Origin of the sequence: Simiduia aestuariiviva (assembly GCF_014192475.1) — a bacterium.
Lineage (GTDB): Bacteria > Pseudomonadota > Gammaproteobacteria > Pseudomonadales > Cellvibrionaceae > Simiduia > Simiduia aestuariiviva.
The window spans coordinates 1-15,853 of record NZ_JACHXZ010000008.1; the positions used below are offsets into that span (position 1 = coordinate 1).

General features: G+C 51.9%; 13 protein-coding genes and 1 tRNA gene. All 14 read right to left on the bottom strand.

Features of this window, described 5'->3' with window-relative positions; genetic code table 11:
• On the bottom strand, positions 1 to 94 hold a 94-nt coding region (locus FHS30_RS16830; RefSeq protein WP_017397055.1), incomplete at its 3' end, for a GTP-binding protein.
• Between the two features lie 35 nt (positions 95 to 129).
• Complete coding sequence (fusA, locus tag FHS30_RS16835) at positions 130 to 2,247, bottom strand: elongation factor G (protein ID WP_183911700.1); 2,118 nt, start codon at positions 2,245 to 2,247, stop codon at positions 130 to 132.
• Between the two features lie 77 nt (positions 2,248 to 2,324).
• Positions 2,325 to 2,795 carry a 30S ribosomal protein S7 gene (rpsG, locus tag FHS30_RS16840; protein WP_183911701.1) on the bottom strand — a complete coding sequence of 157 codons (471 nt, stop codon included), beginning with the start codon at positions 2,793 to 2,795 and terminating at the stop codon, positions 2,325 to 2,327.
• Between the two features lie 153 nt (positions 2,796 to 2,948).
• Positions 2,949 to 3,320: a 30S ribosomal protein S12 gene (gene rpsL / locus FHS30_RS16845; protein ID WP_015047189.1), complete on the bottom strand. Its 372-nt coding sequence runs from the start codon at positions 3,318 to 3,320 to the stop codon at positions 2,949 to 2,951.
• A gap of 180 nt (positions 3,321 to 3,500) precedes the next feature.
• Positions 3,501 to 7,721: a DNA-directed RNA polymerase subunit beta' gene (rpoC, locus tag FHS30_RS16850; RefSeq protein ID WP_183911702.1), complete on the bottom strand. Its 4,221-nt coding sequence runs from the start codon at positions 7,719 to 7,721 to the stop codon at positions 3,501 to 3,503.
• Between the two features lie 85 nt (positions 7,722 to 7,806).
• Positions 7,807 to 11,892: a DNA-directed RNA polymerase subunit beta gene (gene rpoB / locus FHS30_RS16855; RefSeq protein ID WP_183911703.1), complete on the bottom strand. Its 4,086-nt coding sequence runs from the start codon at positions 11,890 to 11,892 to the stop codon at positions 7,807 to 7,809.
• Positions 11,893 to 12,135: 243 nt separating this feature from the next.
• Entirely contained in the window at positions 12,136 to 12,504 is a 369-nt protein-coding gene (gene rplL, locus FHS30_RS16860; RefSeq protein WP_183911704.1) for a 50S ribosomal protein L7/L12, read from the bottom strand.
• A 69-nt stretch (positions 12,505 to 12,573) separates the two neighbouring features.
• The gene (gene rplJ / locus FHS30_RS16865) at positions 12,574 to 13,068 is read right to left on the bottom strand and encodes a 50S ribosomal protein L10 (protein ID WP_183911705.1); all 495 of its coding nucleotides are present in this window, start codon (positions 13,066 to 13,068) and stop codon (positions 12,574 to 12,576) included.
• A 228-nt stretch (positions 13,069 to 13,296) separates the two neighbouring features.
• A complete protein-coding gene (rplA, locus tag FHS30_RS16870) occupies positions 13,297 to 13,992 on the bottom strand; it encodes a 50S ribosomal protein L1 (protein WP_183911706.1) in 696 nt (231 codons plus the stop codon).
• Position 13,993: 1 nt separating this feature from the next.
• Entirely contained in the window at positions 13,994 to 14,425 is a 432-nt protein-coding gene (gene rplK / locus FHS30_RS16875; RefSeq protein WP_183911707.1) for a 50S ribosomal protein L11, read from the bottom strand.
• Between the two features lie 156 nt (positions 14,426 to 14,581).
• A complete protein-coding gene (nusG, locus tag FHS30_RS16880; RefSeq protein WP_183911708.1) occupies positions 14,582 to 15,115 on the bottom strand; it encodes a transcription termination/antitermination protein NusG in 534 nt (177 codons plus the stop codon).
• A gap of 16 nt (positions 15,116 to 15,131) precedes the next feature.
• Positions 15,132 to 15,500, bottom strand: a complete 369-nt coding sequence (secE, locus tag FHS30_RS16885; RefSeq protein WP_183911709.1) for a preprotein translocase subunit SecE — start codon at positions 15,498 to 15,500, stop codon at positions 15,132 to 15,134.
• A gap of 33 nt (positions 15,501 to 15,533) precedes the next feature.
• Positions 15,534 to 15,609 (bottom strand) — tRNA-Trp (locus FHS30_RS16890).
• Between the two features lie 61 nt (positions 15,610 to 15,670).
• Positions 15,671 to 15,853 (bottom strand): EF-Tu C-terminal domain-related protein (locus FHS30_RS16895; RefSeq protein WP_484592902.1); only part of this gene is annotated, 183 nt, incomplete at its 5' end.

Genomic DNA, 15,853 nt, shown 5'->3' on the forward strand with positions numbered 1-15,853 from the left:
GAGCTGCGGTCAGCGTGGTTTTACCGTGGTCAACGTGACCAATGGTGCCCACGTTTACGTGGGGCTTGTTACGTTCAAACTTAGCCTTAGCCATTTTAATAACCTCAGATTTCTAAATTGGATTCTGAATTAGTGATCGCTGGAAACCCTGCTTTTCGCAATAATTTCCTGCGCGACATTGGAGGGCGCCTCAGCGTAGTGCAAAAACTCCATAGCGTAAGTTGCACGACCCTGGGTTGCAGAGCGCAATGCCGTTGCATAACCAAACATCTCGGCCAGCGGTACCTCAGCATTGACTATCTTGCCTGACGGGCTGTCTTCCATACCCTGAATCAGACCCCGGCGACGATTAAGGTCACCGACTACATCACCCATATTCTCTTCCGGCGTTACCACTTCAACCTTCATCATCGGCTCAAGCAGCACCGCACCACCCTGTTGCGCCAACTTCTTCGTGGCCATTGAGGCAGCGATTTTGAACGCCATTTCATTGGAGTCAACATCATGGAAAGAGCCGTCGTAAACGGTGGCTTTTAGACCCAGCAATGGGTAGCCCGCCAACACGCCATTTTTTGACTGCTCTTCGATGCCTTTGCCAATAGCGGGAATGTAATCCTTTGGAATCACACCACCCACAACCTCACTGACAAACTCCACTTTTTCAGCATTGGAATCTGTTGCCGGCTCGAAGCGAATCCAGCAATGCCCATACTGACCACGTCCACCTGACTGCCGCACGAACTTCCCTTCAATCTCGCAGGTATTCGTGATTTTTTCGCGGTAGGCGACCTGTGGTTTACCAATGTTGGCCTCAACGCTGAATTCACGGCGCATGCGGTCAACAATGATGTCTAGATGCAATTCACCCATACCCGAGATAATGGTTTGACCCGTCTCTTCGTCGGTGTGAACGCGGAATGATGGGTCTTCCTGCGCCAGCTTACCAAGCGCAACCCCCATTTTTTCTTGATCTGCTTGCGAACGCGGCTCCACGGCTACCGAGATAACGGGGTCCGGAAACTCCATGCGCTCCAAGGTGATCTGCTTGTTGATGTCGCACAGGGTGTCACCCGTGGTCACATCTTTTAAGCCAATGCCAGCGGCAATATCGCCCGCCAACACCTCTTTAATTTCCTGTCGATTGTTCGCATGCATTTGCACCATGCGACCAATACGCTCTTTCTTGCCCTTAACCGGGTTAAACACCTGATCGCCGGTCACCAATTTGCCGGAATAAACCCGGAAAAACGTCAGGGTTCCAACAAAGGGATCGGTGGCGATTTTAAACGCTAGCGCCGCAAACGGCGCATCATCGTCGGCCTCGCGAATGGCGTGAGTTTCGCCATCATCAAGCACGCCGTCGATAGCCTTCACTTCGGTGGGCGAAGGCAGGTATTCGATCACCGCGTCCAGCACTGCTTGCACGCCTTTATTCTTAAAGGCGGAGCCGCCGAGCACCGGAACAATCTCATTGGCGAGCGTGCGCTGGCGAATGGCCTGCTTGATCTCGGCCTCCGTCAGCTCTTCGCCTTCAAGATATTTATTCATTAAATCTTCGGAGGCTTCCGCGGCCGCCTCAACGAGATTTTCACGCAACTTTTCGCACTGGGCCTGAAGCTCCGCAGGGATCTCTTCGTAGACGAAGGTAGTACCCTGATCCGCCTCACTCCACATGATGGCCTTCATCTTGACCAAGTCCACGACACCACGGAAATTTTCTTCCGTACCGATGGTCATCTGCAGAGGAACGGGGGTTGCACCCAAGCGTGTTTTAAGTTGACCCACTACGCGCAGAAAATCAGCGCCAGCGCGGTCCATTTTGTTGACGAACACCATGCGCGGCACTTCGTACTTATTCGCCTGGCGCCATACGGTCTCAGTTTGTGGCTGCACACCTGATGAGCCACACAGCACCACAACGGCGCCATCTAGCACGCGCAGGGAGCGCTCTACCTCAATGGTAAAATCTACGTGACCGGGGGTGTCGATAATATTGATTCGGTGCTCATCGAACTGAGCATCCATACCGCGCCAAAAACAGGTGGTGGCTGCGGATGTAATGGTGATACCGCGCTCTTGCTCTTGCTCCATCCAGTCCATGGTGGCCGCACCATCGTGCACCTCACCAATTTTGTGGGACATTCCGGTATAGAACAGCACGCGTTCGGTGGTCGTGGTTTTGCCCGCATCAACATGCGCACAAATCCCGATATTGCGGTAACGTGAAATAGGCGTCTTACGTGCCACAGCGATATCCCCAAAAAGTCGTCTACATGAGCACTAAAAGGCAGCCAAAGCTGCCTTTTAGTGTCAATGCCTGCCGCTTAGAAGCGGTAGTGGCTGAATGCCTTGTTGGCTTCGGCCATGCGATGAACGTCTTCACGCTTCTTCACAGCAGCACCTTTGCCCTGTGAGGCGTCAATCAGCTCACCCGCCAAACGCTGGGGCATAGACTTCTCACCGCGGTTGCGTGAGTAATCTACCAACCAGCGCATAGCCAGCGCTACACGACGAGCAGGACGCACTTCAACGGGCACCTGATAGGTCGCACCACCCACGCGGCGAGACTTAACCTCTACCAGCGGAGCAATTGCTTCCAGCGCTTCATCAAAGACTTCCAGTGGGTCGCGGTTCAGTTTGGTCTGAACGATCTCCAGGGCACCGTAAACGATGCGCTCGGCGACGGACTTCTTACCACTAATCATTACGTGGTTCATAAATTTCGCCAGCGTTACATTGCCGAATTTTGGATCCGGCAATACTTCGCGTTTTGCGACGACGCGTCTTCTTGGCATTTTAAATCGCCTCTATCTTTAGGTTTCTCTAAGACTCCACTCTTACCGCTGTTCAAATGCCCGAAAAGCCTGGGCTTTCAATCACTTCAACGGGGCAAGCGCGCTTAGCCTTACTCGGTTCAACCGAAAACGTATGTCTTCAGTAATCTGGGATTACTTAGGACGCTTGGCACCATACTTGGAACGACGCTGCTTGCGATCTTTCACGCCAGCGGTATCCAAGGAGCCACGCACAGTGTGGTAACGCACACCTGGCAAGTCTTTTACACGACCGCCACGGATCAGCACTACGCTGTGCTCTTGCAGGTTGTGACCCTCACCACCTATGTAAGAAGTTACTTCAAAGCCGTTGGTCAGGCGCACACGGCAAACCTTACGCAAAGCTGAGTTTGGCTTCTTAGGGGTAGTGGTGTAAACGCGGGTACAAACGCCACGCTTCTGCGGATTGGCTTGCAATGCAGGAACGTCGCTTTTAACAACCTTACGTTTTCTCGGCTTACGAACCAACTGGTTGATCGTTGCCATGAAAATAAACTCCACAAACTATAAATCGTCACCCAACAGGTAACGGTGTTAAAAGTGCAGGCAGAAACCTGCCCCACTCAGAAAAAGCGGGAGGCGCATTGTAAAGACGCCCCCCGCCCCAGTCAAGGTGTAAAACGCCGAACCAAGTCGACTGCCCTACACCCCATTTGAGCCCAAAATCTAGCTAGCGCTAGACTTCAAGGCCTCTGTTAACGCCGCTTCAACTTCAGCCGCGCTCACGCCGCCCTCGTTTGGAGCGACATCGCGCTTACGGCGGCGATCATTGTGATAGGCCAAACCGGTACCCGCGGGTATCAGACGACCTACGACAACGTTTTCTTTCAAGCCGCGCAGATCATCGCGCTTGCCAGTTACCGCTGCTTCGGTCAACACGCGCGTAGTCTCCTGGAAGGAGGCCGCGGAGATGAACGACTCAGTGGCCAGCGAGGCCTTGGTGATACCCAGCAGCTGACGCTCATAAGTGGCTGGCTGCTTGCCTTCGGCACGCAGGCGCTCATTCTCTTCAAGCACCTTATGGTATTCAGCCTGCTCACCCTTCACGAACGAGGAGTCACCCATGCTAGTGATTTCAACCTTACGCAGCATCTGACGACAGATTGTCTCAATGTGCTTATCGTTGATCTTCACACCCTGCAGGCGGTAAACGTCCTGAATTTCGTTGGTGATATAACGTGCGAGCGCCTCGACACCCTGCAAACGCAGAATATCGTGAGGGTTACTTGGGCCGTCAGACACAACTTCACCCTTCGCCACCTGCTCACCCTCGAACACGGTTAGCTGGCGATGCTTCGGAATCAACACCTCGTAGTGAGTAGATCCGTCCGCCAATGGCTGACCATCAATGGGCGTAATAACCAGGCGACGCTTACCTTTGGTCTCTTTACCAAAGCTAACGGTACCTGAAATTTCCGCCAAAATGGCCGGCTCTTTCGGCTTGCGCGCTTCAAACAAATCGGCAACGCGCGGCAGACCACCGGTAATATCACGGGTCTTCGAACCTTCCTGCGGGATACGCGCCAAAATGTCACCAACGGCAATTTTGTCACCGTTGCTAAGTGACAGAATCGACTTAGCCGGCAAGGCGTAGTGCGCTGGCACATTGGTGTTAGGCAGATAAAGCTCGTTGCCCTTCTCATCCAACAGCGTAATGGCAGGCTTGAGATCCTTACCAGCAGCCGGACGCTCCGCGGGGTCCAAAATTTCAATGGAGGACAAGCCGGTCATTTCATCAGTCTGACGACGAACTGAAAGACCCTCTTCCATACCGGAGAACGCCACCTGACCCGCCACTTCCGTAACGATGGGGTGCGTATGCGGATCCCACTTGGCGATGACTTGGCCGCCATCGACCTCCTCGCCCTCTTTAACAGTAATTATGGCGCCGTAAGGGATCTTATAGCGCTCACGCTCGCGGCCATTGCTATCGGCAACCGCCAATTCGCCCGAACGCGAAACCGCCACTAGGTGACCATCTGGGCGGCTAACCACCTTGATGTTATGGAGGCGCACGGTACCTTCCTGCTTAACGCTCACACTATCCGCGGCAGAAGCTCGTGACGCCGCACCACCAATGTGGAAGGTACGCATGGTCAACTGAGTACCTGGCTCACCGATAGACTGGGCCGCAATAACACCGATGGATTCACCCATGTTCGCGCGGTGTCCACGAGCCAGATCACGGCCGTAACACTGGGCACAAATGCCCTGGCGGGTCTCACAGGAAATGGGCGAACGCACCATTACCTCGTCGATACCCATTTTTTCAACGCGCTTGACCCACTCTTCGTCAATGATGGTGCCAGCGGGGATCAAAATCTCATCGGAATCTGGACGCACAACATCGCGCGCAACCACTCGACCCAAGATACGATCACCCAAGGATTCGATCACATCACCACCTTCAATAACGGGCGACATGGTCAGACCTTCGTCGGTTCCGCAATCTACTTCGGTGACAACAACGTCCTGTGCAACATCCACTAAACGGCGAGTCAAATAACCGGAGTTAGCTGTCTTAAGTGCAGTATCCGCCAAACCTTTACGCGCACCGTGAGTCGAGATGAAGTACTGGAGTACGTTCAGACCTTCACGGAAGTTCGCAGTGATGGGAGTCTCGATGATAGAGCCATCTGGACGCGCCATCAGGCCACGCATACCGGCCAACTGACGAATCTGCGCTGGTGAACCACGAGCACCTGAGTCGGCATACATGAACACGGAGTTGAAGCTGTCTTGAAACTCTTCCTCACCGGCCTTGTTGGTTACCGCTTCTTTACTGATGCCTTCCATCATGGACTTTGCTACCAGATCGTTTGCACGCGACCAGATATCAATGACCTTGTTGTATTTTTCGCCAGCAGTTACCAAGCCTGCAGCAAACTGAGATTCAATCTCTTTAACATCGTTTTCTGCGCGCTCAACAATCTGGTATTTCGCATCGGGAATAGCGAAATCATTCACACCGATAGACGAACCAGACTTCGTGGAGTACTCGTAACCCATGTACATCAGCTGATCAGCAAAGATGACCGTGGATTTGAGACCAACCTGGCGATAGCAGAAGTTGATAATGGCCGAGATCGCTTTCTTAACCATGGGCTTGTTAACCATGTCGAAAGGAATACCCTCCGGCACAATTTCCCACAACAGGATGCGACCTACGGTCGTTTCAACGACTTTGGAAACTTCAATCCGCTCACCCTGCTCACCGAAAGTAACCTGATTGATGCGGACTTTGATCTTGGCCTGCAAGCCAGCCACTTTACCGTGGAACGCGCGGTTAACTTCTTTGACGTCGGCAAAGATCATGCCTTCGCCAGTATCGTTAATGCGCTCGCGGGTCATCCAGTACAAGCCCAATACAACGTCCTGCGAAGGAACGATAATCGGCTCACCGTTGGCTGGTGAAAGGATGTTGTTGGTTGACATCATCAGCGCGCGCGCTTCTAGCTGCGCTTCAATGGTCAAGGGTACGTGCACGGCCATTTGGTCGCCGTCAAAGTCGGCGTTGTAAGCCGCACAAACAAGCGGGTGCAACTGAATGGCTTTACCTTCAATGAGTACCGGCTCAAACGCCTGAATACCCAAGCGGTGCAAGGTAGGCGCGCGGTTAAGCAGCACCGGGTGCTCGCGAATCACTTCGTCCAGGATATCCCAAACGACGGGCTCTTCACGCTCGACCATTTTCTTGGCAGCTTTAATTGTGGTTGCCAAACCCTTGAGCTCAAGCTTGCTGAAGATAAACGGCTTAAATAATTCCAATGCCATTTTCTTTGGCAAACCGCACTGGTGCAGTCGCAAGGTTGGACCCACAACGATCACAGAACGACCGGAGTAATCAACGCGCTTACCCAACAAGTTCTGACGGAAGCGACCTTGCTTACCTTTGATCATGTCAGCCAAAGATTTCAGTGGACGCTTGTTGGAACCCGTAATGGCACGGCCACGACGACCGTTATCCAACAATGCATCTACCGCCTCCTGCAGCATGCGCTTTTCGTTGCGCACAATGATGTCTGGCGCAGACAAATCCAGCAGACGCTTCAAACGGTTGTTACGGTTGATTACGCGGCGGTACAAATCGTTCAGATCAGAAGTCGCGAAACGACCACCGTCGAGCGGTACCAAAGGACGCAGATCTGGCGGCAGCACTGGCAATGCTTCAAGCACCATCCACTCAGGCTTATTGCCAGAGTTGGCAAACGCCTCAAGTAGCTTCAAGCGCTTGGAGTACTTCTTAATTTTGGTTTCAGAGTTGGTGTTGGGAATCTCTTCACGCAGGAACTGAATCTCGCGATCAAGGTCGATATCCGCCATCAATTTCTGAATAGCTTCGGCACCCATGGATGCATCGAACTCGTCGCCGAATTCTTCCATGGCTTCGAAGTACTGCTCATCGTTCAGCAGCTGACCCAGCTCCAGGGTAGTCATACCCGGATCGGTTACCACGTAAGATTCAAAATACAACACGCGCTCGATATCGCGCAGGGTCATATCCAACAACAAGCCGATACGGCTTGGCAGCGACTTCAAGAACCAGATGTGTGCAACGGGCGATGCCAATTCAATGTGGCCCATGCGCTCACGGCGCACTTTGGCGAGCGTAACTTCTACGCCACATTTTTCACAAATGATGCCACGGTGCTTCATGCGCTTGTACTTGCCGCACAAACACTCATAGTCTTTTACTGGGCCAAATATCTTGGCGCAGAACAAACCCTCACGCTCTGGCTTGAACGTGCGGTAGTTGATGGTCTCTGGCTTCTTAACTTCGCCAAATGACCAAGAGCGAATCATATCTGGCGAGGCCAGACCAATACGAATCGCGTCAAATTCTTCAACTTGTCCCTGGGACTTCAGCAGATTTAGTAAGTCTTTCAAGGCGCTTCCTCCAATGGGCTGTTATAGCTCCGGGTGTGCCAGCGGGGGTTACCCCCCGCCCTTAAATGTCATGCCAAACGGTGGATTAGGAGTCGTGCTCCAGCTCCATGTTGATGCCGAGTGAGCGAATTTCTTTCACCAACACGTTGAAGGACTCAGGCATGCCTGGCTCCATCCGGTGGTCACCGTCAACAATGTTTTTATACATTTTGGTACGGCCATTCACGTCATCCGATTTCACGGTAAGCATTTCTTGCAGGGTGTAAGCGGCACCGTATGCCTCTAACGCCCAGACCTCCATCTCACCGAAGCGCTGTCCACCGAACTGCGCCTTACCACCCAGCGGCTGCTGAGTAACCAAGCTGTAGGAGCCAGTGGAACGGGCATGCATCTTGTCGTCTACCAAGTGGTTCAGCTTCAGCATGTACATGTAGCCAACCGTAGTATGACGCTGGAATGCATCACCGGTACGGCCATCGTACAGCTGAACCTGGCCGGTATCGGACAAGTCGGCAAGGCGCAATAACGCCTTAATTTCCGTCTCTGCTGCACCATCAAATACTGGCGTAGCCATCGGGACACCGTTGCGCAGGTTATGCGCCAGCTCTAGCACTTCCTCGTCAGTAAACTTACTCAGATCAGCCTTTTCCAAAGCCTCACCGGTTTTGTTGTACATTTCGTCGAGGAACTTGCGAAGCTCAGCCACTTTGCGCTGCTCTTCAAGCATGGTGTTAATCTTGTCGCCCAAACCTTTAGCGGCCATACCCAAGTGCATTTCCAGCACCTGACCAACGTTCATCCGCGAGGGAACACCCAGCGGGTTCAGAACGATATCAACTGGCACACCATGTTCGTCATAGGGCATATCTTCCACAGGCATGATTACGGAAATCACACCTTTGTTACCGTGACGACCGGCCATCTTGTCACCGGGCTGAATGCGACGCTTGATAGCCAGGTAAACTTTTACGATCTTCAGTACGCCGGGCGCCAGATCATCGCCAGTTTCCAACTTGCGCTTCTTATCTTCGAAACGCTCGTCAAGAATCTTGCGACGCTCAATCAAACCAGCTTCAGCGGCATCCAACTGCTCGTTCAGAGCGTCATCTGCCATACGCAGCTTGTACCACTGATCAAAGGGCAATTCGTTTAGAATTTCATCGGTGAGAACTTCACCCTTCTTAACGCCTTTGCCAGAAGACACCTTTTGACCCACTAGCGCTGCACGCAGACGCTCGAAGGTGGCATTTTCCATGATGCGGTATTCTTCGTTCAGGTCTTTGCGGACCTTATCAAGCTGAGATTTTTCAATTTCTTCCGAGCGCTGATCTTTCTCGATACCATCGCGAGTAAACACCTGCACATCGATAACAGTACCGCGAGTGCCCGTACCTACACGCAAAGATGTATCTTTTACGTCAGAGGCCTTCTCACCAAAGATTGCACGCAGCAACTTCTCTTCTGGTGTCAGCTGTGTCTCACCCTTTGGTGTCACCTTGCCGACCAGAATGTCGCCCGCGCCAACTTCGGCACCGATATAGACAATGCCTGACTCATCAAGCTTAGCGAGCGCGCTTTCACCGACATTCGGAATATCAGCTGTAATTTCTTCGCTACCTAATTTGGTATCGCGAGCAATACAGGTCAGTTCCTGAATGTGAATGGTGGTGAAACGATCTTCCTGTACAACCCGCTCGGAAACCAAAATGGAATCCTCAAAGTTGTAACCATTCCAAGGCATAAATGCGATACGCATATTCTGCCCAAGGGCCAATTCGCCCATGTCTACGGAAGGACCGTCAGCCAACACATCACCGCGAGCAATGACATCGCCCGTTTTAACAATGGCGCGCTGGTTGATACAAGTGTTCTGGTTAGAGCGCGTATATTTGGTGAGGTTATAAATATCCACACCCGCATCACCCGTCTCCACTTCACTATCATTAACCTTGATAACGATGCGAGATGCGTCGACGCGATCGATAACACCACCACGCTTAGCAACGACACAGACACCCGAGTCAACGGCAACGTGACGCTCCATACCGGTTCCCACAAAAGGCTTCTCTGCCTTCAAGGTCGGCACAGCTTGGCGCTGCATGTTTGAACCCATCAATGCGCGGTTCGCATCATCGTGTTCCAAGAATGGAATCAAAGATGCCGCCACCGATACAACCTGACGTGGACTGACGTCCATGTAGGTCACTTCGGTGGGCGCCTTCAAGGTGAATTCGTTGAGGTGGCGAACGGAAACCAATTCCTCGGACAACTTGCCTTTCTTATCAACTTTCGCAGAGGCCTGGGCAATGACTTGCTCGGCTTCGTTAATGGCAGATAGATACTCAATATCGTCTGTTACCTTGCCATCGACCACTTTGCGATAGGGGCTTTCCAAGAAGCCGTAATCATTAGTGCGCGCGTAAGTAGCCAGCGAGTTGATCAGACCAATGTTTGGACCTTCAGGTGTTTCAATCGGACAAACACGACCGTAGTGCGTTGGATGCACATCGCGCACCTCAAAGCCGGCACGCTCGCGGGTCAGACCGCCTGGGCCAAGCGCAGAAACACGACGCTTGTGCGTCACTTCTGACAGCGGGTTGTTTTGGTCCATAAACTGAGACAACTGTGAAGAACCAAAGAATTCTTTCACTGCCGCCGCAACTGGCTTAGCGTTGATCAGATCTTGTGGCATCAAGCCTTCGCTTTCCGCCATAGACAAGCGCTCTTTAACAGCGCGCTCAACACGAACCAAACCAACACGGAATTGGTTTTCTGCCATTTCGCCCACAGAGCGAACGCGACGGTTACCCAAGTGATCGATGTCATCCACAACGCCTTTGCCGTTGCGAATTTCGATCAGGGTTTTCAACACATCGACGATATCGTCATTCGACAGCGTGCCCTCGCCCGTCTCATCTTCGCGACCGAGACGACGATTAAACTTCATGCGGCCCACGGCAGACAGATCGTAACGCTCTTGACTGAAGAACAAGTTTTGAAACAGCGTTTCAGCAGACTCTTTAGTTGGCGGCTCACCCGGGCGCATCATGCGGTAAATTTCTACCAGTGCTTCCAGCGGCGTACGCGTTGGATCTACGCGCAGTGTTTCAGAGATGAACGGACCGCAATCGATATCATTGGTGTAGAGTGTTTCAACCGCACCTACGTTGGCTTCACGCAGCGCCTCAAGCACTTCGTCAGTCAGCTCAGTGTTGCACTCAAACAGCAGCTCGCCGGTTTTCTCGTCAACAATGTCCTTGGCCAACGCCTTGCCAGCTAAATATGCGTTTGGCACCACAAGCTCGGTGATACCAGCCTTTTCAAGGTCGCGAATATGGCGCGCGGTAATTCGACGCCCCTCTTCGATGAGTACCTTGCCTTTCTTGTCTTTGATGTCGAAGGTAGCAACGTCACCACGCAGACGAGAGGGCACAAGCTCCAATACAAAATCGCCGTCTTTAGTAACGGAGTATTTGCTGGTTTCGAAGAACATATCGAGCATTTGCTCGGACGTAAAACCAAGAGCGCGCAGCAAAATGGTTGCTGGCAACTTGCGTCGACGGTCGATGCGAACAAACACCAGATCTTTTGGATCGAATTCAAAGTCTAACCACGAGCCGCGATAAGGGATGACTCGCGCTGTAAACAACAACTTACCGGATGAGTGCGTCTTGCCCTTGTCGTGATCAAAGAATACACCGGGCGACCGGTGCAGCTGGGAAACGATAACGCGCTCAGTGCCATTGATAACGAATGTGCCGTTATCAGTCATGAGCGGAATTTCACCCATGTAAACTTCTTGTTCTTTAATGTCTTTAATAGACTTGTTCGCTGACTCTTTGTCGTAAATGATCAGCCGAACTTTGACGCGCAGCGGTGCAGCATAAGTCACGCCACGCAAAATACATTCATTAACGTCGAACGCCGCTTTGCCTAAGGCATAGCTAACGTACTCCAGGGCTGCGTTCCCCGAATAACTCACAATTGGGAATACCGACTTAAATGCAGCGTGCAAACCGAAGTCTGTGCGCGCATCGGCAGACGTATCTGCCTGGGTAAACTTTCTGTAGGAGTCCAACTGAATCGCCAGGAGGTAAGGTACATCCATTACACTCGGCAGTTTGCCGAAGTCCTTGCGGATACGTTTTTTCTCAGTATATGAGTAAGCCATCAGTATTCCCCAGCTTGTTCACGAATTGGGCTTTTGGAATCTCTGAGCCTAGAAGCGCTTACAGCACTTCATTGCTACTGTTTCATCAGCGGTTACGCTGTGAGCATGATCTGCAGCGCCAAGCGCCTGCATCACTCTTCGGTCTTTAACGTTGACCGCAAACGGCAAAAGGCCGGCGGGGTTTATCGCCCCACCAGCCCAAGCCAGCACTATCTACTGACTTTGCTAGCATGCAAAACCGAATTACTTCAGCTCTACAGTTGCGCCAGCTTCTTCCAACTCTTTCTTGGCTGCTTCGGCTTCGGCCTTGGCAATGCCTTCTTTCAGAGTTTTTGGTGCGCCGTCTACCAGCTCTTTGGCTTCTTTCAAGCCAAGACCAGTGATACCGCGAACAGCCTTGATCACGTTAACTTTCTTGTCGCCAGCAGCAACCAGAACAACGTCGAACTCGGTCTTCTCTTCAGCAGCACCGCCAGCATCGCCACCAGCAACAGCAACAGCTGCAGCTGCAGATACGCCAAACTTCTCTTCCATAGCTGAAATCAGTTCTACAACCTGAGTTACAGACATTTCAGCAATTGCATTCATGATATCTTCGTTTGTCAAAGACATGACTCATTTCCTAAATTGTGTGAGCTTACGCTCAAAAAATGTTTTAGCAGGCAGACAGTCCAAAAGGACTTAAGCCGCCGCTTGCTCTTTCTGGTCGCGAATGGCCGCAATAGTGCGAACCAACTTGCCAGCAGCTGCTTCTTTCATAACACTCATCAGCTTGGCGATTGCTTCATCATAAGTTGGCAAGCTTGCCAACAGATTCACATCAACCAAACCGCCTTCGAAAGCGGCTGACTTCAGTTCCAACTTGTCATTCGTCTTAGCGAAATCACGCAGAATACGCGCACCGGCGCCTGGGTGTTCGTTAGAGAATGCGATCAGAGTTGGACCAACAAACGCGTCATTTAGACACGCGAAGTCAGTACCTTCTACTGCGCGACGAGCCAGTGTGTTACGTACGACACGGAGCCATACGCCGTTATCACGGGCTTCTTTGCGCAGCGCTGTCATGTTGGACACGGTTACACCGCGTGCATCAGCAACAACAGCAGACAGAGCGCTCTTAGCAGCTTCCTGGACCTCAGCGACAATCGCTTTTTTGTCTTCGAGTCCTAGTGCCACGATCTTCTCCTGGATTTGATTAGCAGTGCTAATCGTTAACAAATCAACGACGAGAATACACACTTCGCCGCTGCATTTTCCGGTGTATCAAATCCAGCTAAATACTGAATTGGGCCACCATCTGCGTAGGCTACACCGCACAACGATGCGATTAAGGACACACTACGTGCCCACCTACGGTCTTTGACAGACCGGCAATGCCGGCCCCCAAAGTTTGTTGTGCTGGAATTAAATTTCCAGCGAAGACTGATCAACCACAAGACCTGGGCCCATAGTGGTGCTCAGGGTAATGCGCTTGAGGTATACGCCTTTTGAAGAAGCGGGCTTAGCGCGCTTAAGATCGCCAACCAATGCTTCCAAGTTTTCTTTCAGCGCCTTCTCGTCGAAGGACAACTTACCGATGCCGCCGTGGATGATGCCACCCTTCTCAGCGCGGTAGCGAACCTGACCCGCCTTGGCATTGTTAACCGCAGTCACAACATCGGGAGTCACGGTGCCAGTCTTGGGGTTTGGCATCAAGCCGCGAGGACCCAACACCTGACCCAACTGACCCACAACGCGCATCGCTGCTGGATCGGCGATAACCACGTCGAAATCCATCATCCCGCCCTTGATCTGCGCAGCCAGCTCTTCCATACCCACGTACTCTGCACCAGCAGCTTTAGCCGCTTCAGCATTTGCACCCTGGGTGAACACGGCAACACGCACATCTTTACCATTGCCATGCGGCAAGGTAGTAGCACCGCGTACGGCTTGATCAGATTTACGTGGATCGATGCCCAAGTTAATGGACACATCAACAGTCTCAGCAAACTTCACAGTTGAAATTTCTTTTAGCAAAGCAACGGCTTCAGAAATACCGTACTGCTTGGCGAAATCTACTTTTTCACGGATTGCGCGCTGACGTTTTGTCAATTTAGCCATCTTACAGACCCTCCACTTCAAGGCCCATGGCACGGGCAGAACCGGCGATAGTACGCAATGCAGCGTCCATATCAGCAGCGGTCAGATCGGGGCGCTTCATGTTAACGATTTCTTCCAGCTGAGCACGGGTAACTGTGCCAACTTTCTGAGTGTTTGGACGCGGTGAACCGCTCTTGATGCCTGCAGCCTTTTTCAACAAGTAAGACGCGGGCGGCGTCTTCATGGTGAAAGTGAACGAGCGATCGCTATATACGCTGATCACTACGGGCACTGGGGCACCAGCCTCTAGTTCTTGAGTCTGTGCGTTAAACGCTTTACAGAACTCCATGATATTAACACCGTGCTGACCCAGAGCAGGACCTACTGGTGGCGACGGATTTGCTTTACCTGCTGCAACCTGCAGCTTAATGTAAGCACTGATTTTCTTAGCCATGATTTACTCCCATAGTCGGGTTTTAGCGCCTCGAAAAGCCTTTGGCGAAGCTTTTGTCACTGGCTCCCCAGCCTCCGAAATACAACAAAAACCCCGGAGACACGAAAACCTTCCCGCACTTTTCAGCACAGGAAGGTTGAAAAACGTCGTTTTAAATCAGGTTTTTTCTACCTGACCAAACTCAAGTTCGACCGGTGTCGAACGACCAAAAATTAGCACCGCTACCCGCAGGCGACTCTTCTCGTAATTCACCTCTTCAACAACTCCATTGAAGTCATTGAACGGGCCATCACAAACGCGAACCATCTCACCCGGCTCGAAGATAGTCTTCGGCTTCGGCTTGTCCGCGGAATCATCCACACGCTGTAAAATTGCCTGCGCTTCTTTCTCGGTAATTGGTGCCGGCTTATCAGCCTTGCCACCAATAAAACCCATCACTCTGGGCGTCTCTTTAACCAAGTGCCAGGAGTCATCATTTAACTCCATTTGCACCAACACATATCCGGGGAAAAATTTCCGCTCGCTCTTGCGCTTTTGGCCGCCGCGCATCTCAACCACCTCTTCGGTGGGAACCAGCACATCACCAAACACATCTTGCATGCCATGCAGCTCGATACGCTCTTTCAGCGAAACGGCAACTTTCTTTTCAAACCCAGAATAGGCGTGTACTACATACCAGCGCTTAGCCATTGCTCACCCTTATTTATCAGCCGATAATCAGTGATGCCAGCCAACCCAGCACTGTGTCGATAAACCAGAGAATCAGCGCCATTGCCAACACAACTGCCAACACAATTAACGTTGTCTGATTCGTCTCTTCACGAGTAGGCCAAACCACTTTGCGCACTTCAATTTGGGCCTCTTTCATCAAACCCCAAAATGCAGCACCTTTAGCAGTATTGACGGCAACAAAAACCGCCACCAATCCGGCAGCTACCATACCCAAGACGCGGTAAAGCAAGGCTACATCCGCAAATTGCGAATTAGCCACAACGCCCGCTGCAACAATGGCAACCACAAGGAACCATTTTGCTAGGTCGAACCGATAGGCTGGAGCTTCTACTTTCGCGTTCATCAGGGAACTTACCCTTAACTACTCAAATTATAATGGCAGGCCAGGAGGGACTCGAACCCCCAACACCCGGTTTTGGAGACCGGTGCTCTACCAATTGAACTACTGGCCTGTAATAACACTTACTTACAAAAAAGCCGGAGCCGAAGCTCCGACCTCTTTGAACTCACCGATTACTCGATGATTTTTGCAACAACACCGGCGCCAACAGTACGGCCACCTTCGCGAATCGCGAAACGCAGACCGTCTTCCATAGCGATTGGTGCAATCAGGGTAACGGTCATCTGAACGTTATCACCTGGCATTACCATCTCAACGCCCTCTGGCAGCTCACATGCGCCAGTTACGTCAGTAGT